This window comes from Acinetobacter sp. ANC_7511, assembly GCF_056779975.1.
The window spans coordinates 127138-154109 of the sequence record NZ_JBWYIY010000005.1 but is presented as its reverse complement, the minus strand read 5'-3'; the positions used below and the strand labels follow the sequence as shown (position 1 = coordinate 154109).

Sequence of the window (26972 nt, the reverse complement as noted above, 5' to 3'; positions counted from 1 at the left end):
GGTCATAGAGTTGTTGCCAACAACATCATAAGACGATTAAAAAAATGAAGCTAAAGTCTAACGCACTTGTGATCGCAATGTGTGCATTGGGGCTAGGGGCATGTAATGATGACACTAACAATATCACATCAGTACCAGATATTACGCCTGAATCAATTGAACTCAACTATCTCAGTCGTACAGAAAGTCGTGGTTTTGCGGTCAGCGCAGCAGAGATACCTGCCTATGATGCACAAAGCCAAAGATTGTTTGTTGTAAACGCAAAAGAAGGCGTGGTTGATATTTTTGATTATCGCCAACCTCAGCAACCTAAATGGATTGGCTCTTTAGATGCTAAATCATATTTAACAGACTCAGAAGTAAATAGTGTTGCTGTAAAAAATGGAATTGTTGCCTTGGCTGTACAAGCCAAAGATAAAACAGATCCAGGAATCGTGGCACTTTTTAATGCCAATGATTCGAGCTTTATTGCCCAAGTTCCAGTGGGTTCTCTACCCGATATGCTGACCTTTAGTGCAGATGGTAAAACCTTATTGGTGGCGAATGAAGGAGAGCCATCTCATGATTATGCGATTGATCCCGAAGGTTCGATTTCAATCATTGATCTCTCAAATTTGAACAAACCAGTTGCAAAAACGGCTGACTTCAAAGCCTTTAACAGTCAAGCACAGCTATTACGTGATCAAGGTGTGCGAATTTATGGTCCAAATGCAACAGTAGCGCAAGATTTTGAACCTGAATACATCACTCTCAGCGCAGATGGCAAAATTGCATGGGTCGCATTACAGGAAAATAATGCCTTAGCTAAGGTGGATGTTTTAAATGCCAAAGTCATGGCTGTTTATCCGCTCGGTTTTAAAGATCATGGCTTACAAGGTCATGGTTTAGATGTCAGTGATGCCGATGGTGAAAATGGTCTTGCGAAGATCAATATTCAAACTTGGCAGCATGTTCGTGGCTTATATATGCCAGATGCGATCTCAAGTTACGAAGTCAATGGTAAAACGTATATTGTCACTGCCAATGAAGGGGATGCTCGTGCTTGGGGTGAAGATGATCCTGAATATTGGGGAGAGAGATTGAAGGATAATCCGAATGCTCAAGGTAATATTAAAAAGGGTTTTGTTGAAGAATGGCGTGCGAAGCATCTATTCCATAAAGATGGTTTCGACAGACGGCAAGGGGAAGATCTGCCACCACAATTAAGAGCACTGGCGAAAGGTGCTGAATTGAATCCTCTGCATTTTGCATATTGTGGAGCGATCGATGGCGATGCTAAAGGATGCCGTGAAGACAAGATGCTTGGTCGTTTGAATATCACTTGGACTGAAGGTTATCAAAAGAATACTGATGGCACACCTAAACTCAATGCTCGAGGCAATTTAGTTTACGATCATTTATATAGCTTCGGGGCACGATCTGTCAGTATTTGGACAGAAAATGATGCTCAAACAGGATTAGAGCTGGTTTGGGATTCGGGTGATGATTTTGAACAATATATTGCTCAGCACCATCCTGAGATCTTTAATGCAAACCATGAAGAAGCAGGGGGCGATAATCGTAGTGACAATAAGGGACCAGAGCCAGAAGGCGTGGTGATCGGTCAAATCGGCCAGAAAACTTATGCATTTATTGGTTTAGAACGAGTTGGAGGCGTGATGGTATATGACATCTCCAATCCTGCCCAACCCCAATTTGTGCAATATATTCATTCGCGAAAACTTGATGCAACCACTGCCGATATCGAGGAAGGTCAGGCAGGAGACTTAGGTCCTGAAGGATTAACCTTTGTTTCCGCAAAAGAATCTCCAACGGGTACGCCTTTACTGATTGTAGGGAATGAAGTCAGTGGTACTACAGCAACGTATCAAATCACGTTGAAATAGAGCCTGATCGTGTAGATGTATGATAAAAGAGCCATATGGCTCTTTTATTTTTTACTCGTCATGCGTAATGCTTTAAAGTCTTGTCGAATTTAGACCACGAATTGTTCAGGGCATTTCATGTTTGCGATGGCATTGATGATTTGATGTGAATGCTCGCATACGATGATTTTTGCCCGATGTTGAGCAGGTAGAAAACCTTCTTCTACTGCATGATCGAGTTGTGCAATCAAGGCATTATAGAATCCATTGACGTTATAAATAATCATTGGTTTTTGGTGTTGATTTAACTGTCCCCAAGTTGCGATTTCTAAGATTTCTTCAAATGTACCTAAACCTCCCGGGAGCGCAACAAAAGCACTAGCACGTTCAGCCATCATGGCTTTGCGTTCATGCATTGTTCTTACCACGTGAAGTTCTGTTAACTGATTATGGGCAACCTCGTAATCAAGCATAAATTCAGGAATAACACCAACAACTTCACCATTGTTTTCAATGACTGTATCTGCGACTTGTCCCATTAATCCGATACTTGCACCACCATATACGATGCCAAATCCTTGCCTTGCAATTTTTTCAGCCAAAGCAATGGCTTTTTGTTGGTAAATAGGATTATTGCCAAAACGAGAACCACAATAAAGTGCAATAAGGCATTGAGTTGCTTTTGATTTAACTGATGTATCGGTCTCTAAGGTGTTATTAAGAACGCTTGTATTCATATTTATTTACTCACCTTTTTTAAATGAACTTCATCATGCAGTTTAATCTAAGCAAGAAAAGTGACAACTGTATAGATAAATAAGAATTTTTTGAAATATTTTGTAGTTTCATTCTAAAATGATTGATAAAGCCAATCTCGATTCACCGAAAAAATAGTGAATTGCACTAAAATCTTTTCTATACTGAAAATCTGTTCGGCAACCAATACATCAATATGAGTAGTGATCGACATCGCTCAATAGAACAAAATATTATTTATTTTCTAAATTTAAATACTGCATTTACAACTTTGCCTCATCACTTTGGTTTAAATGAATCCCATCTTCCTGAAACCTGGGAGTGTAACTCATGATTTTTGAATGGATGTCTGATCCTTCCGCATGGGTGGGACTCTTAACTTTAATTATTTTAGAAATTGTTCTCGGGATTGATAATCTCGTCTTTATCGCGATTTTGGCGGAAAAACTGCCGCCTGAGCAACGCAATAAAGCCAGAATTTTAGGCTTAACGCTCGCGCTTGGCATGCGCCTAATACTTTTGGCGTCAATCGCTTGGATTATCACGTTAACGAATCCATTATTCCATATCTTTGATCATCCGTTTTCAGCACGAGATCTTATTTTGATTTTTGGCGGTATTTTCTTGTTAATGAAGGGAACTTTAGAACTACATGAACGTCTAGAAAGTAAAGTTCATGTTAAAGAAGAAAATCCTGTTCATGCTGCATTTTGGATGGTCATTGTACAGATCGTGGTATTGGATGCAGTGTTCTCACTCGACAGTGTGATTACAGCAGTCGGTATGGTCAAAGATCTTTCGGTCATGATGATCGCCGTAATTATTGCGATAGGAATCATGCTATGGGCCTCTAAAGCCCTCATGGACTTTGTGAATAAGCATCCAACTGTGGTGATTCTGTGTCTATGTTTCTTGATGATGATCGGTTTCTCATTGGTTGTCGAAGGCCTAGGCTTCCACATTCCGAAGGGTTATCTATACGCTGCAATTGGTTTCTCTGTCCTGATTGAGTTTTTAAATCAATTGATGCGCCGCAACCAAGAAAAAACGGTAACAACGACTGATTTACGTTTTAAAACAGCTTCTGCTGTCATTCGTATGCTGGGTGGTAAGTCAAAAACGGCAGATGCTCAATCGGCAAATACAGATGATGTCTTGGCTACCCAAGCGTTGGTAGAGGAAATGTTCTCGGATGAGAATGCGGTATACCAAAGCGTGATGTTGCAAGGTGTATTAGGTTTATCTGAGCGACCAGTCAAATCATTAATGACCCCACGTCCAGAACTCGAATGGATCGATTTAAATGACGATCCTGAAAGTATTAAACATCAAGTGCTTTCTATGAAACATTCACGTTTGATCGTTGCACATGGCGAGCTGGACAATATTGCTGGGGTGGTGCTCACGCATAACGTTTTGAATGACTATATTGAATCAGGCGATTTTAATTTCGAAAAACACATTCGTGAGCCTGTCATTGTGCATGAAAGTGCTCAAGTCTTAATGGTGATGGATCAATTGCGTCAGGCACCATTACAAATGGCGATTGTTCTTAATGAATATGGTTCCATTGAGGGTATTGCAACGCCGATTGATATTTTAGAAGCGATTGCCGGTGAGTTCCCGAACGAAAATGAAATAGAAACTGCAGTTGAAAGCTTAGAGGATGGTTCACTCATGCTCGAGGGTTCAACTGATATTCGTCATATTTCATTATTGCTTGATCGTGATTTAGTTGATGAGTCAGAACAGTATTCTACGCTGTCTGGTTATATCTTATTCCATTTAGGACATTTACCTGAAAATGGAGAAACCTTTGAAGCAGAAGGATATCTATTTGAGGTGGTTACAATGGATGGTCATAAAATCGAAAAAGTACATATTGTACCCATCGTAAAACAAGACCCATCAGAATGATTTAAACTCAGTTAAAATAGCATCTGATTAGGTGCTATTTTTTTGGAATATTGATGTCCGAACTCAATTGTCCTTGCGGGCGTGGAATTTATACACACTGTTGTGAACCTTTACATCGTGGTCAGCGTGATGCAGAAAGTGCTGAACAGCTCATGCGTTCTCGGTATAGTGCATTCGCTAAACATGAAATCGACTATATTGTGAGTACCACAGCATCAGGTCAGCAAAGTCATTTAGACATTGCTGCCATTCGGGATTGGGCGATGAGCAATAAGTGGTTAAAATTAGAGGTTATTCAGCATTTACCTCGTCTGGATAAAACCCATGCTCAAGTTGAATTCAAAGCACATTACCAACATGTCGATCAGGTACATGTCCATCATGAAACCTCAAATTTCGTATTCATCAATAGACAGTGGTATTTTTTAGACCCAACGACAGATCAAACTGTGACGATGAAGCAGCCTTGTATTTGTGGATCAGGAAAAAAATTTAAGCAATGTTGTGCGCGATTTCTCTAGAATTAATTTTTAATTAACTTAGAATATTGCGCATTAAAAACCCTCATTTGGAAGTAGGGCAATGTTACTCACCGTTATTTATATTATTGCGATTACTGCGGAAGCGATGACAGGCGCCTTGTCTGCAGGTCGACGAAGTATGGATTGGTTTGGTGTCATTATTATTGCCTGTGTGACTGCTTTGGGCGGAGGATCAGTTCGTGATGTTTTGCTAGGGCACTATCCTTTAACTTGGGTGAAACATCCTGAATATCTAGTACTTACATGTTGTGCAGCATTATTTACGATTTTTATCGCAAAATGGATGCGACATTTACGTTCGGTATTCTTACTTCTAGATGCCTTAGGTCTGATAGGTTTTACCATTATTGGTTGTCAAATTGCGATTCAAATGGAACAGGGTTTCGTGGTTTGTGCAGTGGCAGGTGTATTGACAGGCGTTTCAGGGGGTATTTTACGAGATATCTTATGTAACGATGTGCCTTTAGTCTTCCGTCGCGAACTTTATGCCAGTATTTCTTTTGTTGCGGTCATTTTCTATTGGGGCTGTATCGAAGTCGGTTTTTCACAAGATATCACCATTATTTCTACTCTTGTTTTTGGTTTCACATTGCGTTGTATCGCAATTTACTTTGGCCTTGAAATGCCAAAATTTATTTATAAAGATGATGATGAACAGTCGGCGTCATCAAAAGATGTAAATTAAACTTTTTACACTCATCTTTGAAAATGGCCGATAATGTGATCGGTCATTTTTATATGGTTCTTTAGAAAATAAAAATAAGCAGTATTGAGAAAACAGCGATTGTCATTGGTTGTATTTAAATCACTCCTCACAGAGAGCATGCTATGGATTTAATCTCACGAATACAGCGTTTACCTATTGGTAAATTTCACTACACCTTGTTGTGGGTGATTGGATTAGGCTGGATGTTTGATGCAATGGATACTGGACTAATTTCCTTTATCTTGGCGAAGATGGCTGAAGACTGGCAAATGACGCCTGCTGAAAAAGGTTGGGTTGTATCCATCGGCTTTGTGGGAATGGCGATAGGTGCGGTGTTCTCTGGTGGACTGGCGGATCGAATCGGACGTAAAGCAGTATTTGCTACAACATTGGTCATCTATAGTATAGCAACAGCTCTTTGTGCTTTCGCACCAAATTTAACATGGTTATTAATCTTTAGATTTATTGTAGGTTTAGGCTTAGGCGGACAGTTACCAGTTGCCGTGACTTTAGTGAGTGAATACATTCCAGCCCATGTTCGTGGTCGCTTTATTGTGTTACTTGAAAGCTTCTGGGGGCTAGGCTGGTTATGTGCTGCACTAGTTTCTTATTTCGTCATCCCTAAATTTGATTGGCATGTTGCATTTTTATTGGGTGGTTTGCCTGCACTTTATGTCTTCGTTATTCTAAAAAAAGTTCCGGAATCTATTCCTTACTTGATCAATCGAGGTCGTATTGATGAAGCGCACGCGATTGTGCAAAAAATCGAGAGACAGTGTGGTGTCGAAGTCATCGAAAAAATTGAAGTGAAACCAGTTTCAACACATTCAAATGTCAGTTTTGGTCAGTTATGGTCAAGCGGTTTCGCTAAGCGCAGTTTAATGCTGTGGTTAATTTGGTTTGGGATTGTTTATTCGTATTACGGTATTTTTACGTGGTTACCAAGTCTTTTAGTCAAAGAGGGATATACCATTGTGCAGTCTTTTGAATATGTTCTCGGGATGATTTTAGCACAATTGCCAGGTTATATTGTCGCGGCATGGCTCGTCGAAAAGTTAGGGCGTAAAGCGACGCTTTCAGGCTTTATTGCAATGTGTGCAGTATCAGCATATTTCTTTGGGCAGGCTGATACCGTAGCGATGATCATGTTCTGGGGATGCTTGATGTCATTCTTTAATCTTGGTGCATGGGGCGTTTTATATACCTACACGCCTGAACAATATCCTGCAAATATTCGTGCTTTCGGATCAGGATGGGCAGCAGCAATTGGGCGTATTGGTGGGATTGTTGCACCTTTAGTGGTTACCCATATGATGGTGGCTTCAAATGGATTTAGCCAAGTATTTATGATGTTTACCGCTGTATTATTGGCAGTTGCAGCCGTGATCTTGGTGCTCGGTGAGGAAACCAAAGGTAAGACACTTGAGTCTATGGGGATGTAAATCTGTGAAAAAAGAGGAGCTAAGCTCCTCTTTTTTAGACCCATTTTTGACGTGCTTTAGTTAAGTCAAAATGTAATGTGTTCGACACTTGCTGAAGATTGAATTTTTCTTTATCTTCAGGGAGTTGAATTAAAATAGGCAAAGCTGATACCCCATTGTCGCCATTGACAAAAGCATAGTGACGCTCAGTCTGATTAATTGAAATCAAACTTTCAAATTCAAGGTACACCGTCGTTTCATCATGTTTTTTGGGCACTTTCACGAGATCTAAATATGCAATTCGTCGATTATTAATTCCAGCCAATTTAAGCGCTTCAAGATCCGATTTTAACTTTTCAGTTTTATCAAACATTTTTTGAAAGAATCCTTTGTTTGATTGGCTTTCGAGTTCTCTTTTTTTCTGATTGAAAGCAATTTGATTGACTTTATGTTGGTCTAGAGCATCGGCAATAATTGTTTTAACTTGCTCAATCGCTGCTTGAGATTTGCTATGACTTGCCGCATAAGACTCTGCGTCTAAACTCACAAAAATAGTATGTCGTCTTTTTTCCATCAATTTTAAATAGGATAAAATTTTATATTCGAAAATTTGAGCTTGAGTATTGAAGGCGATAATGGGTTCACTTGAAAAGTCTTTATAAAAACTCGCAATATCAGAGAACAGACGATGCATACTGATAAAACAATAATCAAACTCATCAGGGTGACGAATTGAATGACGCAGTGCATATTGAAAAGGTTGCAAGATCTCAAGAGTTAAAGCTTTTTCGAAATCTAAAAGGCGCTCGTTAATGACTTGTTCGACTGAAAATCCAGAGGCATCGAGCGGTTTTTTGAGTAACGGTAATAAAAGATCAAAATTGACGTTATGAAATTTTTCCATCAGATCCAAAATAGGAGTCGTGATCTGTCGTTGAATCGTAATAATTCGACTGACTTGCCATTTAAATTCTTCTAAATAACTTGGATCATTTAAACGTTTCTTATCCAACACCACGCCATTTAGGTAAACTCGATCTTCAAGACCTAGCTTTTCTTCCATTAAAAAGCGGCGGATAGAATATGGGTTCTGTCTAAAGTCATGAATGGTCGCGACCAGATATAAATACTGACTGCTTTCAATCACATCAAAATCACGAATTTTTTGTTCTTGAATAATAAAGTCTTGGAATAATGGATGGCTAATTTGCTTCAGTTGTCTCGGGAGGATGGTTTTGAACCAATAGCCTAAAATTTGATGTTTAATATGAACTTCAAGAATAAAAGTACGAATTTCTTCAGCTGTTAAATGTCGGCAATTATCAGGAACATTTAAGTCGAGTGTTTTGATGATATTTGCAGCATCATATAAAAAAGTTTTTCGTAGGAGTTGTTTATCTCTAAGAAAACTTTGATCTTCTTCTGTTTCAATACGATCAATTTGATTTTGTACAGTTTCTAAGTAATCGGCGATTTTAATTACGTCTTGATATGATTTCAGCGTTTCTAAAGTGGCTGCGATCTTTTCAGCCAAAGTGCGCATTTTCGGTGAGATTAAATGACTGCTTAAATCCTGAAGACCAACAATGCCCTTAAAAGAGAATGATTGTCGATGTTGATCCCAGTAAATATTCTTCGCAGTCAGGAATTGTTCCTGTATCAGACCTTGTATTGGTGCGGGAACACTATTAAAAATATTTTTTAAACGCGTTTGCCAATGAACATCTAGATTAGGGTCAATTTGAAATAATTTTGAGCGAAGATCATAAGGAATGTAATTATGCATGTTTGTTCCGTTCATACGATGAGCGTATGTAAAATCATTTGTTATAAAGTTGTGTTTTGATTATTGTATATTCAATAAAATTAATTGGATACAAGAAAAAAGTCCAATTTAAAATGAAATAAAACCAACTGGCCTTTTTTTTGTTATTTTATCTTTACAAAGTATCCAACCTTGCTTGTTCTTCGCAGTTTGGGAGACTAGCATACACCCTTAAACTATTCATTCATTAGGATTTCACGATTCAATGACAAGCCTTGCGCACCAAGCGACAGAGAATCGTTCTGTAGCAGAATTTACAGAACAAGCTTACCTAAACTATGCCATGTACGTGATTATGGATCGTGCATTGCCTCATATTAGTGACGGATTAAAACCTGTACAACGGCGTATCGTATATGCGATGAGCGAGCTTGGTCTAAAGCATAGTGGTAAGCCCAAAAAATCAGCACGTACAGTTGGTGATGTTTTAGGTAAATATCATCCGCATGGTGATTCTGCTTGTTATGAAGCAATGGTCTTAATGGCACAGCCATTTAGTTATCGTTATCCATTTATTGAAGGGCAGGGCAACTGGGGATCACCAGATGATCCAAAGTCGTTTGCTGCAATGCGATACACCGAGGCCAAACTATCACAATATAGTGAAGTCCTGCTCTCTGAATTAGGTCAAGGAACTGTCGACTGGCAAGATAACTTTGATGGTTCATTAAAAGAGCCTGTAAATTTACCAGCACGCGTACCGAATATTCTTTTAAATGGTACGACGGGAATTGCGGTGGGAATGGCAACAGATATTCCACCACACAATTTACGGGAAGTTGTTAAGGGTACAATTGCACTGATTCGTAACCCGAATTTGTCTGATGAAAAAGTTGCTGAATATATTCCTGGTCCAGATTTACCGACTCAAGCAGAAATTATTACACCTGCTGATGAATTACTGAAATTACAAAGCACTGGGCGCGGCAGTTATCGCATGCGTGCGGTATATTCGGTTGAAAAAAATGAAATTGTCATCAGTGAATTACCATATCAGGTTTCTGGCTCTAAAATTATCAGCCAAATTGCTGATCAAATGCAGGCAAAAAAATTACCGTTGGTAAGTGATGTACGAGATGAATCAGATCATCAATGTCCAACACGTTTGGTAATTGTCTTGCGTTCAAATCGTATCGATGCAGATGCGGTCATGAGCCATTTATTTGCCACGACCGATCTTGAGTCGAGCTACCGCGTCAATATGAACATGATTGGTGCTGATGGTCGTCCACAAGTAAAATCAATCCGTCGTATTTTATTGGAATGGATTGAAATTCGTAAAACGACTGTGACGAGACGTTTGCAATACCATTTGAATAAAATTGAAAAACGTCTACATATTCTGGCGGGACTTTTAATTGCGTATTTAGATATTGATACGGTAATTCGCATTATTCGTGAGGAAGATCATCCGAAAGAAGTCTTAATGTCACATTTCGGTATTGATGAAATTCAAGCCGAAGCCATTCTAGAGCTTAAATTACGTCATTTGGCGCGTCTCGAAGAAATGGAAATTCGCCGTGAACAAGAAGAGCTTGAAGCTCGAGCAGCCGTGATTCGAGAGCAATTGGCGAATCCTGAATCTTTAAAAAATCTGATCATTTCAGAATTAAAAGAAGATGCGAAAAAGTTTGGTGATGATCGCCGATCTCCAATTGTTCAGCGTGAAGAAGCGACCGCGATTAGTGAACAAGATTTGATGCCAGCTGATCCTGTCACTGTCATTTTATCGGAAGCGGGTTGGATTCGTTGTGCGAAAGGACATGAGATCGATCTAGATAAAGTCAATTTCCGTGCAGGAGATCAATATTTAAGTCATGCACAAGGTAAATCTAATCAAAAAGTGTATGTATTAGATCAATCTGGTCGAAGTTACGCATTACCAATTACAGGATTACCTTCAGCGCGCGGCTTAGGTGAACCATTAAGCTCGAAATTATCGCCAGCAAATGGAGTAAATTTCCAACAAATTCTGATTGCTGAAGATGAGGTGGAAATATTAGCGATCAGCTCCAAAGGATATGGTTTTAAAACACAAGCGAAACAATTGGACACCAATGCTAAAGCGGGTAAAGCGTTTTTAACGCTTGCAGATGATGCAAGCGCAATGCCATTGCAACAAATTGATGGTACACATATCGCTGTACTCAGCAGTTCTGGACGATTATTACTGACAGAGCTGACAGAGTTACCAATGCTCAATAAAGGAAAAGGTAATAAATTGATGCAGTTGGATGCAAAGGAACGCATTGTGTCTATGACAACACTTAACTTGGATGATGTGCTTCAGGTCGTTGCTGGACAACAACAATTGAAATTAAAAGGTGATGATCTGCTGAAATACATCGGTAAACGTGCTTCAAAAGGGCAGGTATTACCACGAGGTTATCAAAAAGCAAATAAACTCTTCATTCAAAGATAAAGCTAGCATCTAGTCGACAAAATACGTTATATATGAAATGTATTTATGGTTATGGATGCTTTATTGAGCAATAAATTAAATAAGATGCTCAATACATTATCGAAAAGAAGAGTTTAAAACCAAGTATTACTAATTGGAGAATATGGCATTATGGAAAAGATTTGGTTCGCTGAATACCAAAAAACTGGAATTCCACAAACAGTAGAGTTACCACCAGAAAATACCTCTCTTGTTGATATTTTTGAGAGAAACTTCCAGAAATTTGGTTCGCGTGATGCTTTTATCTTTATGGATAAAACATTAACGTTCAATGAACTTGATACGGCGAGCCGTCAATTTGCAGCCTATCTTCAAAGCCTTGGTTTAGCAAAAGGTTCTCGCGTAGCGGTCATGATGCCAAACGTACTGCAATATCCAGTAGTGGCACTTGGTGTATTCCGTGCGGGCTTAGTTCTTGTCAACGTGAACCCACTTTACACAGCTCGTGAACTTGAGCATCAACTGAATGACTCAGGCACTGAAGCGCTTGTGATTATTGAAAACTTCGCTTCTGTTTATCAATCAATTCTTGGTAAAACGCCAGTTAAGCATGTGATCGTGGCGACAGTAGGTGATATGTTAGGTACCTTAAAAGGTACACTCGTGAATTTTGTTTTACGTAAAGTGCGTAAGCAAATTCCAGCTTGGAGTATCCCAGGACATGTGAAATTCACGACTGCGATGTCTAAAGGCAGTACTGCACATTATAAGCGTCCAGCAACAACGTTGAGCGACACTGCTGTATTGCAATATACAGGTGGTACAACAGGCGTATCAAAAGGTGCGGAATTAACACATCGCAACCTTGTTGCAAACTTAATGCAAGCAGATGGTATTTTCCAATCTAAATTTGGTGCTCAAGATGGTGCGAGCGACGATCGCATTTTCTGTGCATTACCGCTATATCATATCTTTGCATTCATGGTTTGTGCACTTTATGGTATGTACAAGGGTCAAGCAAACGTACTGATTCCTAACCCTCGTGATCTCCCTGCAGTCATTAAAGAGCTACGCAAATATCAGCCTGGTTTCTTCCCAGCAGTGAATACTTTATTCAACGCACTCGTTCATAATGAAGAATTCAAACAACTTGACCATAGCAAATTAAAAATGGCGATGGGTGGTGGTATGGCTGTATTGCCTTCAACTGCTGCAGCTTGGAAAAAAATCACAGGTACAAATATTATTGAAGGCTATGGTCTTTCTGAAACTTCACCTATTGCAACGGCAAACCCACCGGCATCTGAAGAGTTTAGCGGTACGATTGGTATCCCATTACCTTTAACGGATGTCGCTGTCTTGGATGACGATGGCAATGAAGTTCCACAAGGTGAGCAAGGTGAAATTTCAATCCGTGGTCCTCAAGTCATGAAAGGCTATTGGAACCGTCCAGATGAAACAGCTAAGGTGATGACCGCAGATGGTTTCTTCCGTACTGGTGATATCGGTATCATGGATGCTCGTGGTTACTTCAAGATTGTTGATCGTAAGAAAGATATGATCTTGGTATCAGGCTTTAACGTATACCCATCTGAAATCGAGGAAGTGATTGCAACACATCCTAAAGTACTCGAGGTTGCAGCGATTGGTGTAGCTGATGAAAAATCAGGTGAAGTGCCTAAGCTGTTTGTTGTGAAGAAAGATCCATCATTAACAACAGAAGAAGTATTAGCTTTTGCGAAAGAAAACTTAACAGGATATAAGCGTCCTCGTTATGTTGAATTCATGGATGAATTGCCAAAATCGAATGTCGGTAAAATCCTTCGTAAAGATTTACGCAAATAATTCAAATTCAGAAAAGCGCCGTAAGGCGCTTTTTTTAATTTATTCTTTCATTAGCCAACGGTCGATATAAGGTCGCGCTGTTGCAATAATAAATGTGAATGTCAGCATTGTACCTAAATGACGTCCTACAGCAGAACTCGGTAACTGTCCTGAATAACTGAAGTAAATATCAACTAAGCTATATACTGAAATAATGCTCAGCCAGATCCATTTATTCGCTCGTTTAATCCCCACCGCGATAAAGGCGATGATGAGAACCAGCAATGTGCCGAGAGTCGATTGCCAATTCATATTGGCACAAATTACGCTGATCAAGAAAGCCATAATCGGAAGAACGATATAAAGCACACGATCGACACGTTTTTGATGTTGCTTTTGTAACTCGAGAACATCAAATAACTTTTTTTGGTCAGAATTGGTCATGCCATTACTCAGAATTTTAATAAACAAAATAATTTAACTAAAATTATCGCACAAACATCATGCTAAGATAAAACCAGCTTAAATCATTGGACTGAAATCCATGCACGGTATTGAAGGTGTTATTTACCTTATTTTAATTGCTTGTTTACTCCCTTATTTATTTACAGTCATTGCTAAAATTGCAGGTGGTTTTAAAGGGCAGGATAATCAAAATCCGCGTGAATTCATGTCTAAAACCACAGGCTTAGCGGCTCGAGCAAATGCAGCTCAGCAAAATAGCTTTGAAAGTTTGCCATTATTTATTGCGGCAGTTTTGATGGCTGAGTATATGGTTGTTCAACAACAATTGGTGATTCTATTAGGTTCGGCGTATATCGTCTTACGAATCATCTATGGGATTTGTTATTTATGTAATTGGGCGACCCTTAGATCAATTGTTTGGTTCTTATCAATGCTTTGTCCGATCTTATTGCTTTTATTAATTATTCGATTGCTCTAAGAAAAACAGACTAACACCATACCTAAAATACATCTTCAGCTTGTATAATCGAATGATGATTGCTGAATAAAGCGTTATAATCAACCCCATTTTAATGAACACTGACAGTAAAGAGTTTGCTATGAGCTACAGTAATATCCCTGCAGGTAAAGATGCACCAAACGATATCTATGTAATTATCGAGATCCCTGCAAATGCAGCACCAATTAAATATGAAATTGATAAAGATTCAGATGCACTTTTCGTAGATCGTTTCATGGGTACTGCAATGTTCTACCCAGCAAACTACGGTTATGTACCAAATACATTATCTCTTGATGGCGATCCATTAGACGTATTAGTTGTTACTCCACATCCTGTAGAACCAGGTTCGGTTATCCGTTGCCGTCCAGTGGGTAAATTAAATATGGAAGATGATGGTGGTGTTGATGCGAAACTTGTCGCTGTACCACACGATAAATTAACGCCAATCTATAAAGATGTTCAAGAATATACTGACCTTCCTCCTTTATTGATTAGTCAAATTGAACATTTCTTCCAACACTACAAAGACTTAGAGCCAGGTAAGTGGGTCAAGTTAAGTGGTTGGGAAGGTGCAGATGTTGCTAAACAAGAAGTGTTAAGCTCAATTGCTGCTTATGCAGAAGCAAACAAATAATTTGCCTGATGTATAAATAAAGCTACAAACTTTGATCTTGTAGCTTTTATAAAAAACCTGCACAAAGTGCAGGTTTTTTTATTGATCTTTTTAGTTGAAAATTAGAATAATTTCACGGGAATGTCTAACCAAATACGCCATTCGTTGGTGTCGCCGATATAAGCACTTTGATATTCATCACTTGCACGGTAGTAAGAGTGACGAACACGTAAGCTTGCATCTTTAGCAAAACCAGATTGGACTGTATATTTCACTTGATTAAAGAATTCACGTTCCTGTGCATCATTGGTTAGCAATACTGAGCGGTCAGTACCCCCTGCAGATACATCAATATCCCATCCATAAACAAATGCCGAAGTCCATGACAGACCAGGAACATTTAATGCGCCAAAATCATAGGTATATTGTAGCTGTAAAGATTTTTCATCATTACCAATAAAATCAGATAAATACGAGTTAGGCATATAAATCGTTTGATGGCCATCACCAACACCTTTGCCCAAACCATAGTCATAACCTGTATTACCTGTATTTTGTTGGTAAGCAAGCATTACATTGTGTGGACCAGTATTGTAAGTTGTTGAAATTGCCCAAATATTATTGCTTAAGTTGTTGAAATCATTTGAAGTATGAGAATAAGTATATGCTGTATTATTTGGTGCAGCATCCCATTCAGTACGATATGCACTGAAATCGTGAGTCAACTTACCTTTAGCCACGGCATAACTATAGTTGGCATTCACATAGTGACGTTCTAAACGATCTTTAATGTCTGTACCATAATAAGACGCATTGAGAGCATCACCAAAGTTATATTTAGCGCCCCAAACAACCGCGCGATCTAATTCATTTCCATCGGTATTGATTTGACTAGAACGTTGGTTTTCAGTAAATTTACCAGCAACCAAAGTCAAATTATCGATTTCATTACTTTGGATTAACAAGCCAGTGTAATATTCAGGTACCAAACGAGCTGTATTACTTGCAAGAACAGGTAAATCTAAAATCTGAGTCCCATAAGTAGCTGTGGTGTTCGACATACGAGCTTTGATGAAAGCACCACCTCTTGCCCAATGATCATAAGCATGACCATTATTATCGACTGGAATCATGTCATTACCGGTATGGGCATTATCACCTAATTTGAAAGACCCATCACCAATAACACCAACACCGAAACCAACGATACCTTTCGTGAAACCAGACTCAATTTTAACCATGGCTGTTTGAGCTGCTGAGCTGGTATCTTCGACACCGTTCTTTTTATCACGATGCAAGAAACCTGTACGGAATAATACTGATCCTTCAGCATCTTCTACGAATCCCTTTGATTCACTTTGCTCACTCGCAAATGCAGTAGAAATTAAAGCAGTTTGAATAAGAACTGCTAAGCTTAGTTTTTGGAATTTTTGCATTGGGAGAGAGCCTCATACAAAATGATTATGGTTAATGTTTAGTATTTGTATACGTAATGTATAACAAAATTGGCTCTATTATTCACAATTTCGCACCTAAAGTCATAAGCAAAAAGTATATAAATTGAACTAAGTTGTGAATTATTAAAGATTAAAAGTACTATAGAATTAAATTTAACTATTAATAACATATATTTATTTTTAACCTGATATTCTTTTTTTTATTTAATTTAGTCAATCTGGCACGTTTTTTTTTTGTAACATCAGAAGTAAATAAGGATGAATAAAGGATTTTAAATAAGAATGATATTTATTCAGTTCATTTTCATTTAATTTTAATGTGGTTCAGACATCATTGGCTTTTCATGCCGCACTAAATTGATACTCCAATTTTAAATTTGTTTAAAAAATAGCCTTAAAATGATGCATCTTGTAAATGAATGTATAATCTAAAAAGATATGCCTTTAACTCAAGTGGATCGTCAAAAAAAATTGCTTTGAATATTTTTGAAAATAAGAAATTTAAATAAATATAATAATAAAATCATTAATTTAAATTATTTTATCTCCTTGTTTAAATTCCTTTTTTATCTAAACACCTTTAACTTTGGCATAGCTATTGCTAATTCACATATGAGTTCAACAAATAAACCGAAAAAGCATCTCATCATGATGTGGGGGAACATAAATATGAAATTAGCAATTCAAGCATTGGGTCTAGCAGTTGTAGCATCTGCATCAACATTTAGTTTTGCTGAGGTACCAACTTCACCGCATTCTGTATCGGGTAATATCAGTGTTTTATCAAGTTATATATTGCGTGGTAATACGGCAGCTCCTGAAAATACTGAAGCTACATTACAAGGTGGATTAGACTATAGCCATAGTTCTGGATTGTACGCAGGGTGGTGGACATCTACGTTAGGTACAGATGCTTACGGTACTACCAATCCAATGGAAAATAATTTTTATGTGGGTTACAACGGTTCAATCAATGAAAACACTGGTTTTACTGTAGGTACAACTTATTACTATTATTATGACGTTGAAACGTCAGTTTATGATGGCTTTGAATTATTACTTGGTCTGAATTACAAAGATGTTGGAGTAACTGCTCAAACTTTGTTGGAAGATACAGGTTGGGGGAACGCTGGAGACACATATTTAAAAGCTACATATAGTTATCCTCTACCAAACGATTTTAGCTTGGACACAGCTTTGGGTTTATATGTTTATGAAAAAGACGGTAAGTATGTTGCAGAAACACCAGAGTCAGAAAGTTTTAATTTCCGTCACTTTGATATTGGTCTAAGTAAAGCTTTAGGGGAAACAGGTGTCACAGCAAGCATGAATTATATTATTGGTGGTGATGATCGTTATGGAAACAATTTAAAGAATAAAATGGTATTAGCATTGGGTTATAGCTTCTAAACTCAACTCAAATAAAAAAAGCGACTCAACTGAGTCGCTTTTTTTATTCCTGTTTACGATAAGAGAGTGCTTCGGTTAAGTGAGCTGTTTGTATATGTTCAGAACTCGCTAAGTCAGCAATTGTACGAGCGACACGTAAGATTCGGTGGTAAGAACGTGCTGATAAATTCAAACGTTGCTGAGCCATAGCGATAATCTTTTTTGCAGAATCATCTAGTTGAGCCACTTGATCAAGCTGTTGAGAACTTAGATTTTGATTTGTCACACCTTGTCGTTGAATTTGCAACTCATAGGCCTGAATCACACGTTTTCTGACGGTTTCAGAATTCTCCATCGGTGTAGTGCTTTGCATGTCTTGGGGAGGTAAAGGTGGCACATCAATATGTAAGTCAATCCGATCTAGTAGAGGGCCAGAAATTCGATTTTGATAGCGCTTAATTGATTCAGGTGAACATTGACAACGGCTATCTTGATTGAAGGCGTATCCACATGGACATGGATTCATTGCAGCGACAAATTGAAAATTAGCTGGAAAAGTAATTTGTCTTGATGCTCTTGAAATTACGATTTCTTTCGACTCAAGAGGCTGCCTCAATACTTCTAAGACTTTTCGGTCAAACTCAGGTAATTCATCGAGAAAAAGTACACCTAAATGGGCTAAGGTGATCTCACCTGGTCGAGGGTGTGATCCACCACCAACCAAGGCCACAGCGGATGCCGTATGATGTGGCGCTCTAAAGGGGCGATGACCAAATTGATAAGGTGTATTTGCAATGGAGTAAATACTTGCGACCTCTAAGTGTTCTTGATTGGTTAATGGGGGCAAGATGCCAGACAATCTTGAGGCAAGCAGTGTTTTACCAGTGCCTGGCGGGCCTTTAAATAAAATAGAATGTCCACCAGCTGCTGCAATTTCTAAGGCGCGTCTTGGACGTAATTGACCTTTGACATCAGCGAGATCAAATCGATTTATTTGAGGTTGGATCGTTTTATTCGCTAATATGGGTTGAATTGGACTCGATTGATCAAAGTGTTGGCAAACATCTTTTAATGATTTGGCTGTATACACCTCAAAATTGGGAAGAAGGGCTGCATCATCCAAATTACTCACAGGAATCATTAACTCATGACCTGCGGTTTGACATGCCATTGCGATAGTCAAAGTTCCAGTTACAGGCCTTAACAGACCATCGAGTGCCAATTCACCTATAAATTCAAAACGGTCAATATTTTGATCATGTAGTTGCCCAGAAGCGATTAAAATCCCCAAAGCAATAGGTAAATCAAGCCTTGAACTATCTTTGGGTAAATCAGCTGGGGCTAGATTGATCGTCAGCCGTTTGGTTGGAAATTGAAAACCGCTATTAATGATTGCAGAACGGACACGATCCTTACTTTCTCGAACAGCAGCTTCTGGAAGACCTACAATGGTGAGTGAAGGTAATCCTTGGCTGACATGAACCTCGACTTCAATCAGTGGTGCATGTAAACCAAGAAGACCTCGGGTATAAATTTTGGCAAATGACATAAAACTGAACCATTATTATATTATTTTTAGAATTGCTTTATTTTTAATCACTAACTTTGTGTTTAAGCACTGTATTGGTGCAATGTTGCTTATTTTTGATCGGAAATTAAGCTTTCTAATGATTTTAATTGCGTTTGAAGTTCTGTTAAACGCAAATTGGCATTGTTTAGTGCAGTTTTCTGACGCTCGATTTCTTCTTTAGAAACCAAATCCATTTTACTAATCGCTTCGTTTAACAACGCTCTCACATTTTTTTCTAAATCTTTTTTGGGTTGGTCAACCTGTTCTAAGATTGCCTGTAATAAAGTTTCAATCATAGTTCTTCCGGATAATAAGTCGTCAACATTGAAGTTTAACATTCGTTTTGGTTTGACCCTAGTGTTAACTACATTTCATAGGTTAAACCAATAACAACATAAAAAAAATCCATCAAAATTCCCAATATTTTTAGAACATAAGACCGTGTAGGCGTATAAAATAGGTTATAAATAAGTTCATGCTAGCTGATTAATATCCCCAACCATTATGAAGTTTGGCATGAAATTTGAACATAAAACCTTACTGGTGAAAAAAGCCGAAGGAAAACAACATGAAACTCGTAACAGCAATTGTAAAACCATTCAAATTAGATGACGTGCGTGAAGCACTCTCTGAAATTGGCGTTCAAGGGATCACCGTAACTGAAGTAAAAGGTTTTGGTCGTCAAAAAGGTCATACTGAACTTTATCGTGGTGCTGAATATGTGGTTGATTTTTTACCTAAAGTAAAAATTGAAATCGCAATCAGTGACGAAATGGTTGATTCAGTGATTGAATCAATTACACGTGTAGCTAGTACTGGCAAAATTGGTGACGGAAAAATTTTCGTGACGAATCTAGAACAAGTTATCCGTATCCGTACTGGTGAGACTGGTGCTGACGCAGTTTAATTTGGCATGAAGTTTGCTGAGTAGCGAATAACTCAAAAAACTAGGTTGGGGGATACGAATGAAAAAAATGCTAATGGCGCTGAGCTTGTCTGGCGCACTCTTAGGTGGTTCTGTCGCATGGGCTGAAGAAGCAGTGTCAGAACCGACCTCTCCTGAAGTAGCAGTTGTTGAAACTGAGGCTTCATCTACAGATTCTAATTTGGTTGAAACATTACCAGCAGCTCCAGAAGAAGCTCCTGCTGAAGAAGCGGCAGTTCTTGATACGGGTGACACTGCCTGGATTTTAGTTTCAACTGCACTCGTTTTACTCATGACCATTCCTGGTTTAGCGCTGTTCTACGGCGGTATGGTACGTAAAAAAAATGTCTTAAGTACCATGGCACACAGCTTTGTCGCTGCTGCGGTGGTCAGTATCGCTTGGGTAGTGGTTGGCTACACACTTGCTTTTGGTGAAGGTAATGCCTTTATTGGAAGTCTAGATAAATTTATGTTGTCTGGTATCACTACAGAAGCATTGAGTGGAACAATTCCAGAAATTTTATTTGTCATCTTCCAGATGACATTTGCAATCATTACCGTTGCCATTATCAGTGGTTCTATTGCTGAGCGTATGAAATTCAGTGCTTTTGTTGCGTTTATCGCAATTTGGGTGGTGGTTGTCTATGCTCCTATTACACATTGGGTATGGGGTGGTGGTTGGTTAGGTAACGATGGTGCACTTGATTTTGCAGGTGGTACTGTTGTTCATATTAACTCAGGTGTTGCTGGTTTAGTTGCGGCGTATATGCTTGGTAAGCGTATGGGGCTAGGCAAAGAATCAATGGCACCACATAACCTTACATTGACTGTCATTGGTGCGAGTTTAATTTGGGTCGGCTGGTTTGGCTTCAATGGTGGTTCTGCATTAGGTGCAAATGGTTCAGCAGGTTATGCATTGGTAGTAACTCAAGTTGCTGCTGCCGCTGCTGCCATTTCATGGTTAATCACTGAAAAAGTGGTTCGTGGCAAAGCTTCTGTGTTGGGTGCCGCATCAGGTGCGGTAGCTGGCCTGGTTGTGATTACGCCAGCTGCTGGATTCGTGACAGTAGGTGGTGCTTTAGCGATGGGCTTAATTGGTGGTGTCGTATGCTTCTGGGGTATTACAGCATTAAAACGTGCATTGAAAGCGGATGACTCATTAGATGCCTTTGGACTTCACGGTGTTGGTGGTATCGTTGGCGCAATTCTAACCGCATTCTTTGCAAGTGAGTTCATCATGGGCGATGCAGCACCTACAAACGTATTAAGCCAATTATGGGTACAAGTTGAAGGTGTTCTTGCAACAATCGCTTATTCAGCAATCCTGACATTCATCATCTTAAAAGTCATTGATTTAATCATCGGTATTCGTGTTGAATCAGACGATGAGCGTATGGGTCTGGATTTAAGTCAACATGGTGAGCGTGTTGAATAACGATTAAACTCAACAATCAATATATAGTGTGAAACAGCCCTTTGGGGCTGTTTTTTTTCTATATATTGATGAAAGCTCAACATGAGCAGAATTTTTTGATACACTTGGTGCAAATAGAATTTGTTCAATTAAACTGCTATGCATTGTCCATTTTGCAACGCCGCTGATAGTAAGGTGATTGATTCACGTTTAGCTGCTGAAGGCTGCCAAATTCGTCGTCGTCGTGAATGTATTAGTTGTAATGAGCGTTTTACTACTTTTGAAAGTTTTGAAGTGGTGATGCCTCGTGTCACCAAGTCCGATGGTAAAAACGAACCTTATGATGAAGCGAAACTTCGTCGTTCACTCATGCATGCTTTACAAAAACGTCCTGTGACACAAGAACAAATTGAAGCGGTGGTCAGTGATATTCAACTTCAAATTCGTCGACTAGGTGAACGTGATGTGCGTTCGCGTACTATAGGCGAAATTGTAATGAAGGCTTTATTTGCACTCGATCATGTCGCATACGTACGTTTTGCATCTGTATATCAAGATTTCCAAGATGTAGAAGCGTTCCGCCGTCAAATCGAACAAATGCAACACCGAGATCAAGAACATTAATCTCGCCCCAAATTCAACTTCAAGGTTATGAATGTCTGAGTTCTCGCAACAAAAGATCGATCAAGATCAAATGTGGATGCGTCGTGCAATAGCATTGGCGAAGAAAGGTCAATATTCGACAAAACCAAATCCTAATGTAGGTTGTGTCATTGTCAAAGACGGACAGATTATTGGTGAAGGCTTTCACCCCCAAGCTGGGCAACCACATGCCGAAGTGTTTGCACTTCGTCAAGCAGGGGAGCAAGCACAGGGTGCAACCGCGTATGTCACATTAGAACCTTGTGCGCATTATGGTCGTACTCCTCCTTGTGCTAAAGGTTTGGTCGAAGCGGGCATTGCAAAAGTGATAGTGGCTTGTTCAGACCCTAATCCATTGGTTGCTGGTAAAGGTGTGGCTATCCTACAACAAGCAGGTATAGACGTTGAAGTCGGGATCTGTGAGTTGGAAGCGCGTCCTTTGAACTTAGGCTTCTTTAAAGCTATGTCTAAGGGATTACCTTATGTACGTTTAAAGGTCGCGTCGAGTCTCGATGGTCGTACAGCAATGGCTTCAGGGGAGTCGAAGTGGATTACAGGTGAATTGGCACGTCAGGATGTTCAACATTGGCGTGCAATTTCTGGTGCAGTGATCACGGGTATTGAAACAGTGTTGGCTGATGATTGTCAGTTGAATGTTAGAGCTCTACCGAATATTCAATTAGAACGAGTTGTGCAGCCTAAACGTGTGATTTTAGATCGTCAAGGTCGCTTACCTTTAGATGCTAAAGTGTTAGAGAATCCTGATACTGTCATGGTCATGGGGCCATTTCGAGCAGAGCTTGCACAACTTGGCGTGATTCAATTCGAAGTTCAGCCCTTAGTTGAGTTGCTAAAAGTCTTAAAAGATTTTCAAATCTATGATGTGATGGTGGAAGCTGGTGCAACCCTATCTACTGCATTTTTGCAGGAAAATTTGGTAGACGAATTGATTAGTTATATTGCGCCTACACTATTAGGTCAATCAGCTCGTCCAATGTTTAATGCTGAATTTAAACAAATGACAGAACAACTCCGTTTTAAACTTCAAGATGTAACTCAGTTAGGTGATGACATCCGTTTAAAATTAATCCCTGATCAAGAGTCGCTATGAGTACAGAGTCAACGGTTTATCATAAACGTCGCCATGCAGCACGTACGACAGATGAGTATTTGTTTAATCAACTTGTGCCTTATTTAGGCAACAAGCGTCGTTTATTACATTTGATTCTTGAGGCATTAGAAAGCACTGGAACTTTGAATACGAGTTCAGGTCGAGCGCCTATCTTTGCGGACTTTTTTGCTGGGAGTGGTGTGGTTTCTCGTTTGGCTCGTCAAAATGGCTACCGAGTAATAGCTAATGATTGGGAGCCTTACAGCCACGCACTCAATCATGCCATATTATCATGTACTGAAGCTCCTGCTTTTAAAGAATTAGGCGGATATCAGAAAGCAATTGATTATCTTAATCGCTTGCCTGAGGTCAAAGGATGGGTAACACACAATCTTTGTCCTCGTAATGATGAGATCTATGATCCTTCACGAGACCGTTTATTTTTCAAACGTCGAAATGGCATGCGCATTGATGCAATTCGTCAACAAATTGCAACCTGGCAAGCTCAAGGTGCAATTGATGATGTGGAAATGAGCGCTTTACTTGCACCTTTATTGTATTCAGCAAGTTTTGTGAGTAATACGTCAGGCGTATTTAAGAGTTTCCATCACGGCTGGGGCGGTAAAACTCAGACGGCTTTAGAGCGAATTGAATCATTACTATGGCTGACCCCAAGTCGTTTTTGTGAAAATTCAAATCTGACAGGCCCAGCAGCTGAAATGTGGTGTGTGGATGCTCAACACTTAGCAAACCAAATGAGTGGTTTCGAAGTCGATGTGGCATATTTGGATCCACCCTATAATCAGCATGCGTATAGTAGCAACTATCATGTATTGAATGCTTTGACTTTATGGGATCAGGTAGATTTACCAAGTCCAGATACTAAGGGTTTCAAGAGTGGAATCGACCGTGCTTGGCGTAAAGAACGACCAAGCCCATACAATTCTTCTAAACATGCCAAAGAAGCGTATGAAAAGCTTTTGCAAACCATTAATGCACGCTATATTTTGACCAGCTATTCAACGGATGGAAATATTGAGGCTGGCGATTTACTTAAAGCGAATTTAGAGCGTGGACGAGTCACAATTTTGACTCAAGATGTTCCAAGATATCGTGTGAGTAAGCAGCGTCAGTCTGAGCGTGCGCGCGTTCTTGAGTTTATCGTCATTACCGACACGCACGCAAAATCAGGACCGCCAATTCGACAGTTACTTGGTCAGTTACACCACTATGCTGAATTGGGTGGAGTTGATACTACAGGCGTCGCTGAACAATTGGATTTATGGTAAAAATAGAACAAATTTAAGAGTACCCATTATGTTTACAGGCATTGTAGAAAGTTTAGGAAAAGTCGAAAGTTTACAAAATGTAGGTGGTGATATCCGCTTGCGTATACAGACTGATCTTGATATGTCTGATGTTCACTTGGGTGATTCTATTGCGACTAATGGCATCTGCTTAACTGTTATTGCATGGGGCAATCAATGGTACGAAGCAGATGTGTCACTTGAAAGTATTCATCGTACAACTTTATCGAGTTGGAAGGTTGGGCAAACCGTCAATGTAGAAAAAGCGATGTTACCAACAACTCGCTTTGGTGGTCATATTGTTAGTGGACATGTAGATGTAGTTGGTGAAATTACGGTGCAACGTCAAGATGCACGTTCACTCTATTTTGAGGTAACGGCCCCGCCTGAAATTGCAAAATATTTAGCGGAGAAAGGTTCCATTACAGTTGATGGAATTAGTCTTACAATCAATCATCTACGTGGCAATGTGTTGAGTTTAAATCTTATTCCTCATACTGCAGAGCGGACCAATATTAGTACGTGGAAAGTCGGGACTAAAGTAAACTTAGAAGTCGATGTACTTGCACGATATATTGAACGTTTATTGCTTGGGGATAAGGCTGCTGAACATAAACCTGAGTCTAAATTAAGCATGGAATTTTTAGCACAGAATGGCTTTTTACGTTAAAAAATGATTAAAATAGAAAACAGCCTAAATTTTTAGGCTGTTTTTTTGTTTAAATAAATTAGGTATACAATCTATCTAAAGGAGAAAGCAACATGCTCAGAGAACTTCAGAATGATTGATTTTTTACTGCATTTAGAGCAGCTTTTACCTAGTTTATTAGAGCAATATGGCGTATGGATTTACGCAATTTTATTTTTAGTGATATTTGCGGAAAATGGTTCCGTTTTCATGTTTTTTTTACCTGGGGACAGTTTGCTCATCGCCATCGGGGCTTTATGTTCGACCACTGAGTTGATTCATTTGCACTATATGGGATTGTTATTATTTATCGCCTCAGTCCTTGGTTATATTCTCAATTTCTATACAGGGCGATGGCTTGGTATTAAATATTTTAGCGACCACTCACGTTGGTTAAAACCTGAGTATATTGCCAAAACGAATGCTTATTTCGAAAAACATGGTGGTAAGACCATTTTAATTGCGCGCTTCATCCCTTTTGTACGTTCTTTTGCTCCATTCGCTGCTGGCTCTGGATATATGAGCTATAGCAGTTTCATGTTTTACAATATTATTGGTGCTTGGATTTGGATCGCACTTTTACTAGGTATGGGGTATGGCATGGGAAATATATTCTCAGCCGTTTTAGATTTTTTTGCTTAAATTGATACTTCAAACCTGATAAAAAAAGCCCTCAGTGGGCTCTTTTAAATTTTATTAATGGTGAGTGATGTGCGATCAAACCAATTCTCTACCAAATCTTCATCTTGAATTAAAAAGTCGCCTCTTTTCGACTCATGTTTTAAATACACTAAAACCGATTGAAAATCTGCTCGACTAATCAATAGTTCTTGAGCACTGATCGTGACATGTTCGCCAGATTTCAAATGAGTGATTCGTTCAGAGATGTTGTTTAAAAGATCCATGGTGATACTTTCCTCATGTCCGTCAAATCGCAGAGAGCATTTAAATTACATTCATGGTGTGACAAATATGTTTCATTTTGATGACACTAAGCATCCACCGTTCGAGCCTCTAAGAAGGTAGAGATGTATTTTTTAAAATAAGTTCGATCTCTTCTTTTGCTGCTGCTTGAAGTTTTGATTTAAAGATTTGTACGGCATCTTCAATCATGGTTTCAGCTTCAAGCTCGAGACGTAAACGAATCGTATCTAAATCTTGATGAATTGATAAATGCGCAGGAGAGTTTCCTGAAAAGTCCCGATGGGGTGTAGTCACTTTTTGGTATTTTTCAGTATATTCATCGATTTCTGCATCAATCACTTGTCGTAACTGTACGAGCGAATCGGTTTGTTGTTGAAATTTAAGATATTCATCTTGTAGAAGCTTTTGATTATAAGCCTCTTGCAGTGCACGTTTTTCTGCTAATGATTTTTCTAAAGCCAATTGCTTACGAATACGAGCTTCTTCAATTAATCGTGCTTTTTCATCCGCATAAGCCTGTTCAACCTTTAATTGAGCCACTTGCTGGGCACGATTATCATGGTCTAGCCATTGCTCTGGTTGAGTTTGAGGTTCGAGTAAATCACTGATGCGATTAAGGTCGTCGATAAAAGCTTGGCGAACCGCTTCTGGCGCTTTCAACCAACGTTTTTTAAAATCTTGACCGACATTAATGGCCACCGTGATTCT

The 26972-nt window shown here is 39.1% G+C and carries 25 protein-coding genes; 17 read left to right on the top strand and 8 right to left on the bottom strand.

Annotated elements, in window-relative coordinates; translation table 11 throughout:
• Positions 1–44 precede the first annotated feature (44 nt).
• Positions 45–1886 (top strand): choice-of-anchor I family protein, encoded by a 1842-nt coding sequence (locus AC1M9L_RS04990; protein WP_481591505.1) that lies wholly within the window; start codon positions 45–47, stop codon positions 1884–1886.
• 89 nt (positions 1887–1975) lie between these two features.
• Here AC1M9L_RS04990 and AC1M9L_RS04985 read toward each other — a convergent pair whose 3' ends face one another.
• Positions 1976–2602 carry an LOG family protein gene (locus tag AC1M9L_RS04985; protein WP_481591504.1) on the bottom strand — a complete coding sequence of 209 codons (627 nt, stop codon included), beginning with the start codon at positions 2600–2602 and terminating at the stop codon, positions 1976–1978.
• Between the two features lie 349 nt (positions 2603–2951).
• Between AC1M9L_RS04985 and AC1M9L_RS04980 the strand changes: the two genes are divergently transcribed.
• The 4 genes from AC1M9L_RS04980 to niaP all read left to right on the top strand — a co-directional run bounded on the left by AC1M9L_RS04980 (position 2952) and on the right by niaP (position 7228).
• Entirely contained in the window at positions 2952–4538 is a 1587-nt protein-coding gene (locus tag AC1M9L_RS04980; protein ID WP_481586709.1) for a TerC family protein, read from the top strand.
• A 53-nt stretch (positions 4539–4591) separates the two neighbouring features.
• A complete protein-coding gene (locus AC1M9L_RS04975) occupies positions 4592–5059 on the top strand; it encodes a YchJ family protein (RefSeq protein WP_481591503.1) in 468 nt (155 codons plus the stop codon).
• Between the two features lie 61 nt (positions 5060–5120).
• Entirely contained in the window at positions 5121–5765 is a 645-nt protein-coding gene (locus tag AC1M9L_RS04970; RefSeq protein ID WP_035268119.1) for a trimeric intracellular cation channel family protein, read from the top strand.
• A gap of 143 nt (positions 5766–5908) precedes the next feature.
• On the top strand, positions 5909–7228 hold the full coding sequence (gene niaP / locus AC1M9L_RS04965) for a niacin transporter NiaP (protein WP_481591502.1): 1320 nt from the start codon (positions 5909–5911) through the stop codon (positions 7226–7228).
• Between the two features lie 34 nt (positions 7229–7262).
• Here niaP and AC1M9L_RS04960 read toward each other — a convergent pair whose 3' ends face one another.
• On the bottom strand, positions 7263–8993 hold the full coding sequence (locus tag AC1M9L_RS04960; RefSeq protein WP_481591501.1) for a hypothetical protein: 1731 nt from the start codon (positions 8991–8993) through the stop codon (positions 7263–7265).
• A 244-nt stretch (positions 8994–9237) separates the two neighbouring features.
• On the opposite strand from AC1M9L_RS04960, the gene parC reads away from it, so the two are divergent.
• Together parC and AC1M9L_RS04950 are read left to right on the top strand one after the other, a co-directional pair.
• Positions 9238–11454, top strand: coding sequence for a DNA topoisomerase IV subunit A (parC, locus tag AC1M9L_RS04955; protein ID WP_180028852.1), 2217 nt, complete (start codon positions 9238–9240; stop codon positions 11452–11454).
• A 150-nt stretch (positions 11455–11604) separates the two neighbouring features.
• Positions 11605–13278: a long-chain-fatty-acid--CoA ligase gene (locus AC1M9L_RS04950; RefSeq protein WP_481591500.1), complete on the top strand. Its 1674-nt coding sequence runs from the start codon at positions 11605–11607 to the stop codon at positions 13276–13278.
• Positions 13279–13317: 39 nt separating this feature from the next.
• Here AC1M9L_RS04950 and AC1M9L_RS04945 read toward each other — a convergent pair whose 3' ends face one another.
• Complete coding sequence (locus AC1M9L_RS04945) at positions 13318–13701, bottom strand: hypothetical protein (protein WP_035268065.1); 384 nt, start codon at positions 13699–13701, stop codon at positions 13318–13320.
• Between the two features lie 100 nt (positions 13702–13801).
• On the opposite strand from AC1M9L_RS04945, the gene AC1M9L_RS04940 reads away from it, so the two are divergent.
• Positions 13802–14200, top strand: a complete 399-nt coding sequence (locus tag AC1M9L_RS04940) for an MAPEG family protein (protein ID WP_035268067.1) — start codon at positions 13802–13804, stop codon at positions 14198–14200.
• 121 nt (positions 14201–14321) lie between these two features.
• Positions 14322–14858, top strand: a complete 537-nt coding sequence (ppa, locus tag AC1M9L_RS04935; protein ID WP_005233448.1) for an inorganic diphosphatase — start codon at positions 14322–14324, stop codon at positions 14856–14858.
• A gap of 101 nt (positions 14859–14959) precedes the next feature.
• Here ppa and AC1M9L_RS04930 read toward each other — a convergent pair whose 3' ends face one another.
• Positions 14960–16273 (bottom strand): OprD family outer membrane porin, encoded by a 1314-nt coding sequence (locus AC1M9L_RS04930; protein WP_481591499.1) that lies wholly within the window; start codon positions 16271–16273, stop codon positions 14960–14962.
• A gap of 690 nt (positions 16274–16963) precedes the next feature.
• Here AC1M9L_RS04930 and AC1M9L_RS04925 point away from each other — a divergent pair.
• The gene (locus AC1M9L_RS04925; protein ID WP_180028850.1) at positions 16964–17704 is read left to right on the top strand and encodes a TorF family putative porin; all 741 of its coding nucleotides are present in this window, start codon (positions 16964–16966) and stop codon (positions 17702–17704) included.
• A 43-nt stretch (positions 17705–17747) separates the two neighbouring features.
• Here the strand turns inward: AC1M9L_RS04925 and AC1M9L_RS04920 are convergent, their stop codons facing one another.
• Both AC1M9L_RS04920 and AC1M9L_RS04915 read right to left on the bottom strand, forming a co-directional pair.
• Complete coding sequence (locus AC1M9L_RS04920) at positions 17748–19232, bottom strand: YifB family Mg chelatase-like AAA ATPase (protein ID WP_092767363.1); 1485 nt, start codon at positions 19230–19232, stop codon at positions 17748–17750.
• A gap of 89 nt (positions 19233–19321) precedes the next feature.
• Positions 19322–19549: an accessory factor UbiK family protein gene (locus AC1M9L_RS04915; RefSeq protein WP_092767430.1), complete on the bottom strand. Its 228-nt coding sequence runs from the start codon at positions 19547–19549 to the stop codon at positions 19322–19324.
• 272 nt (positions 19550–19821) lie between these two features.
• Here AC1M9L_RS04915 and glnK point away from each other — a divergent pair, with 272 nt between their 5' ends.
• The 7 genes from glnK to AC1M9L_RS04880 all read left to right on the top strand — a co-directional run bounded on the left by glnK (position 19822) and on the right by AC1M9L_RS04880 (position 25982).
• Positions 19822–20160 (top strand): P-II family nitrogen regulator, encoded by a 339-nt coding sequence (gene glnK / locus AC1M9L_RS04910; RefSeq protein WP_004650081.1) that lies wholly within the window; start codon positions 19822–19824, stop codon positions 20158–20160.
• Between the two features lie 58 nt (positions 20161–20218).
• Positions 20219–21613, top strand: a complete 1395-nt coding sequence (locus tag AC1M9L_RS04905) for an ammonium transporter (RefSeq protein ID WP_481591498.1) — start codon at positions 20219–20221, stop codon at positions 21611–21613.
• Between the two features lie 138 nt (positions 21614–21751).
• Positions 21752–22216, top strand: a complete 465-nt coding sequence (gene nrdR / locus AC1M9L_RS04900; RefSeq protein ID WP_092767359.1) for a transcriptional regulator NrdR — start codon at positions 21752–21754, stop codon at positions 22214–22216.
• A 31-nt stretch (positions 22217–22247) separates the two neighbouring features.
• The gene (ribD, locus tag AC1M9L_RS04895; RefSeq protein ID WP_481591497.1) at positions 22248–23345 is read left to right on the top strand and encodes a bifunctional diaminohydroxyphosphoribosylaminopyrimidine deaminase/5-amino-6-(5-phosphoribosylamino)uracil reductase RibD; all 1098 of its coding nucleotides are present in this window, start codon (positions 22248–22250) and stop codon (positions 23343–23345) included.
• Positions 23342–24634 carry a DNA adenine methylase gene (locus AC1M9L_RS04890; RefSeq protein WP_180028158.1) on the top strand — a complete coding sequence of 431 codons (1293 nt, stop codon included), beginning with the start codon at positions 23342–23344 and terminating at the stop codon, positions 24632–24634. Before ribD ends, AC1M9L_RS04890 begins: the two co-directional genes overlap by 4 nt.
• 28 nt (positions 24635–24662) lie before the next feature.
• Positions 24663–25322: a riboflavin synthase gene (locus tag AC1M9L_RS04885; RefSeq protein WP_092767353.1), complete on the top strand. Its 660-nt coding sequence runs from the start codon at positions 24663–24665 to the stop codon at positions 25320–25322.
• A gap of 111 nt (positions 25323–25433) precedes the next feature.
• On the top strand, positions 25434–25982 hold the full coding sequence (locus AC1M9L_RS04880) for a VTT domain-containing protein (RefSeq protein ID WP_180028159.1): 549 nt from the start codon (positions 25434–25436) through the stop codon (positions 25980–25982).
• Positions 25983–26026: 44 nt separating this feature from the next.
• Here the strand turns inward: AC1M9L_RS04880 and AC1M9L_RS04875 are convergent, their stop codons facing one another.
• Complete coding sequence (locus AC1M9L_RS04875) at positions 26027–26245, bottom strand: hypothetical protein (RefSeq protein ID WP_481591496.1); 219 nt, start codon at positions 26243–26245, stop codon at positions 26027–26029.
• Between the two features lie 109 nt (positions 26246–26354).
• The gene (blhA, locus tag AC1M9L_RS04870; RefSeq protein WP_481591495.1) at positions 26355–26963 is read right to left on the bottom strand and encodes a cell division protein BlhA; all 609 of its coding nucleotides are present in this window, start codon (positions 26961–26963) and stop codon (positions 26355–26357) included.
• Positions 26964–26972 lie beyond the last annotated feature (9 nt).

What these genes read in the sequence shown, in the direction of transcription:
- ppa (WP_005233448.1), top strand. Translation starts at nt 14,322, where the DNA reads ATGAGCTACAGTAATATCCCTGCAGGTAAAGATGCACCAAACGATATC.
- AC1M9L_RS04915 (WP_092767430.1), bottom strand. Translation starts at nt 19,549, where the DNA reads ATGATTGAAACTTTATTACAGGCAATCTTAGAACAGGTTGACCAACCC.
- AC1M9L_RS04930 (WP_481591499.1), bottom strand. Translation starts at nt 16,273, where the DNA reads ATGCAAAAATTCCAAAAACTAAGCTTAGCAGTTCTTATTCAAACTGCT.
- nrdR (WP_092767359.1), top strand. Translation starts at nt 21,752, where the DNA reads ATGCATTGTCCATTTTGCAACGCCGCTGATAGTAAGGTGATTGATTCA.
- AC1M9L_RS04990 (WP_481591505.1), top strand. Translation starts at nt 45, where the DNA reads ATGAAGCTAAAGTCTAACGCACTTGTGATCGCAATGTGTGCATTGGGG.
- ribD (WP_481591497.1), top strand. Translation starts at nt 22,248, where the DNA reads ATGTCTGAGTTCTCGCAACAAAAGATCGATCAAGATCAAATGTGGATG.
- AC1M9L_RS04885 (WP_092767353.1), top strand. Translation starts at nt 24,663, where the DNA reads ATGTTTACAGGCATTGTAGAAAGTTTAGGAAAAGTCGAAAGTTTACAA.
- AC1M9L_RS04975 (WP_481591503.1), top strand. Translation starts at nt 4,592, where the DNA reads ATGTCCGAACTCAATTGTCCTTGCGGGCGTGGAATTTATACACACTGT.
- AC1M9L_RS04880 (WP_180028159.1), top strand. Translation starts at nt 25,434, where the DNA reads ATGATTGATTTTTTACTGCATTTAGAGCAGCTTTTACCTAGTTTATTA.
- AC1M9L_RS04950 (WP_481591500.1), top strand. Translation starts at nt 11,605, where the DNA reads ATGGAAAAGATTTGGTTCGCTGAATACCAAAAAACTGGAATTCCACAA.
- AC1M9L_RS04945 (WP_035268065.1), bottom strand. Translation starts at nt 13,701, where the DNA reads ATGACCAATTCTGACCAAAAAAAGTTATTTGATGTTCTCGAGTTACAA.
- glnK (WP_004650081.1), top strand. Translation starts at nt 19,822, where the DNA reads ATGAAACTCGTAACAGCAATTGTAAAACCATTCAAATTAGATGACGTG.
- AC1M9L_RS04940 (WP_035268067.1), top strand. Translation starts at nt 13,802, where the DNA reads ATGCACGGTATTGAAGGTGTTATTTACCTTATTTTAATTGCTTGTTTA.
- AC1M9L_RS04985 (WP_481591504.1), bottom strand. Translation starts at nt 2,602, where the DNA reads ATGAATACAAGCGTTCTTAATAACACCTTAGAGACCGATACATCAGTT.
- AC1M9L_RS04970 (WP_035268119.1), top strand. Translation starts at nt 5,121, where the DNA reads ATGTTACTCACCGTTATTTATATTATTGCGATTACTGCGGAAGCGATG.
- AC1M9L_RS04980 (WP_481586709.1), top strand. Translation starts at nt 2,952, where the DNA reads ATGATTTTTGAATGGATGTCTGATCCTTCCGCATGGGTGGGACTCTTA.
- parC (WP_180028852.1), top strand. Translation starts at nt 9,238, where the DNA reads ATGACAAGCCTTGCGCACCAAGCGACAGAGAATCGTTCTGTAGCAGAA.
- AC1M9L_RS04960 (WP_481591501.1), bottom strand. Translation starts at nt 8,993, where the DNA reads ATGCATAATTACATTCCTTATGATCTTCGCTCAAAATTATTTCAAATT.
- AC1M9L_RS04890 (WP_180028158.1), top strand. Translation starts at nt 23,342, where the DNA reads ATGAGTACAGAGTCAACGGTTTATCATAAACGTCGCCATGCAGCACGT.
- niaP (WP_481591502.1), top strand. Translation starts at nt 5,909, where the DNA reads ATGGATTTAATCTCACGAATACAGCGTTTACCTATTGGTAAATTTCAC.
- AC1M9L_RS04925 (WP_180028850.1), top strand. Translation starts at nt 16,964, where the DNA reads ATGAAATTAGCAATTCAAGCATTGGGTCTAGCAGTTGTAGCATCTGCA.
- AC1M9L_RS04875 (WP_481591496.1), bottom strand. Translation starts at nt 26,245, where the DNA reads ATGGATCTTTTAAACAACATCTCTGAACGAATCACTCATTTGAAATCT.
- AC1M9L_RS04920 (WP_092767363.1), bottom strand. Translation starts at nt 19,232, where the DNA reads ATGTCATTTGCCAAAATTTATACCCGAGGTCTTCTTGGTTTACATGCA.
- AC1M9L_RS04905 (WP_481591498.1), top strand. Translation starts at nt 20,219, where the DNA reads ATGAAAAAAATGCTAATGGCGCTGAGCTTGTCTGGCGCACTCTTAGGT.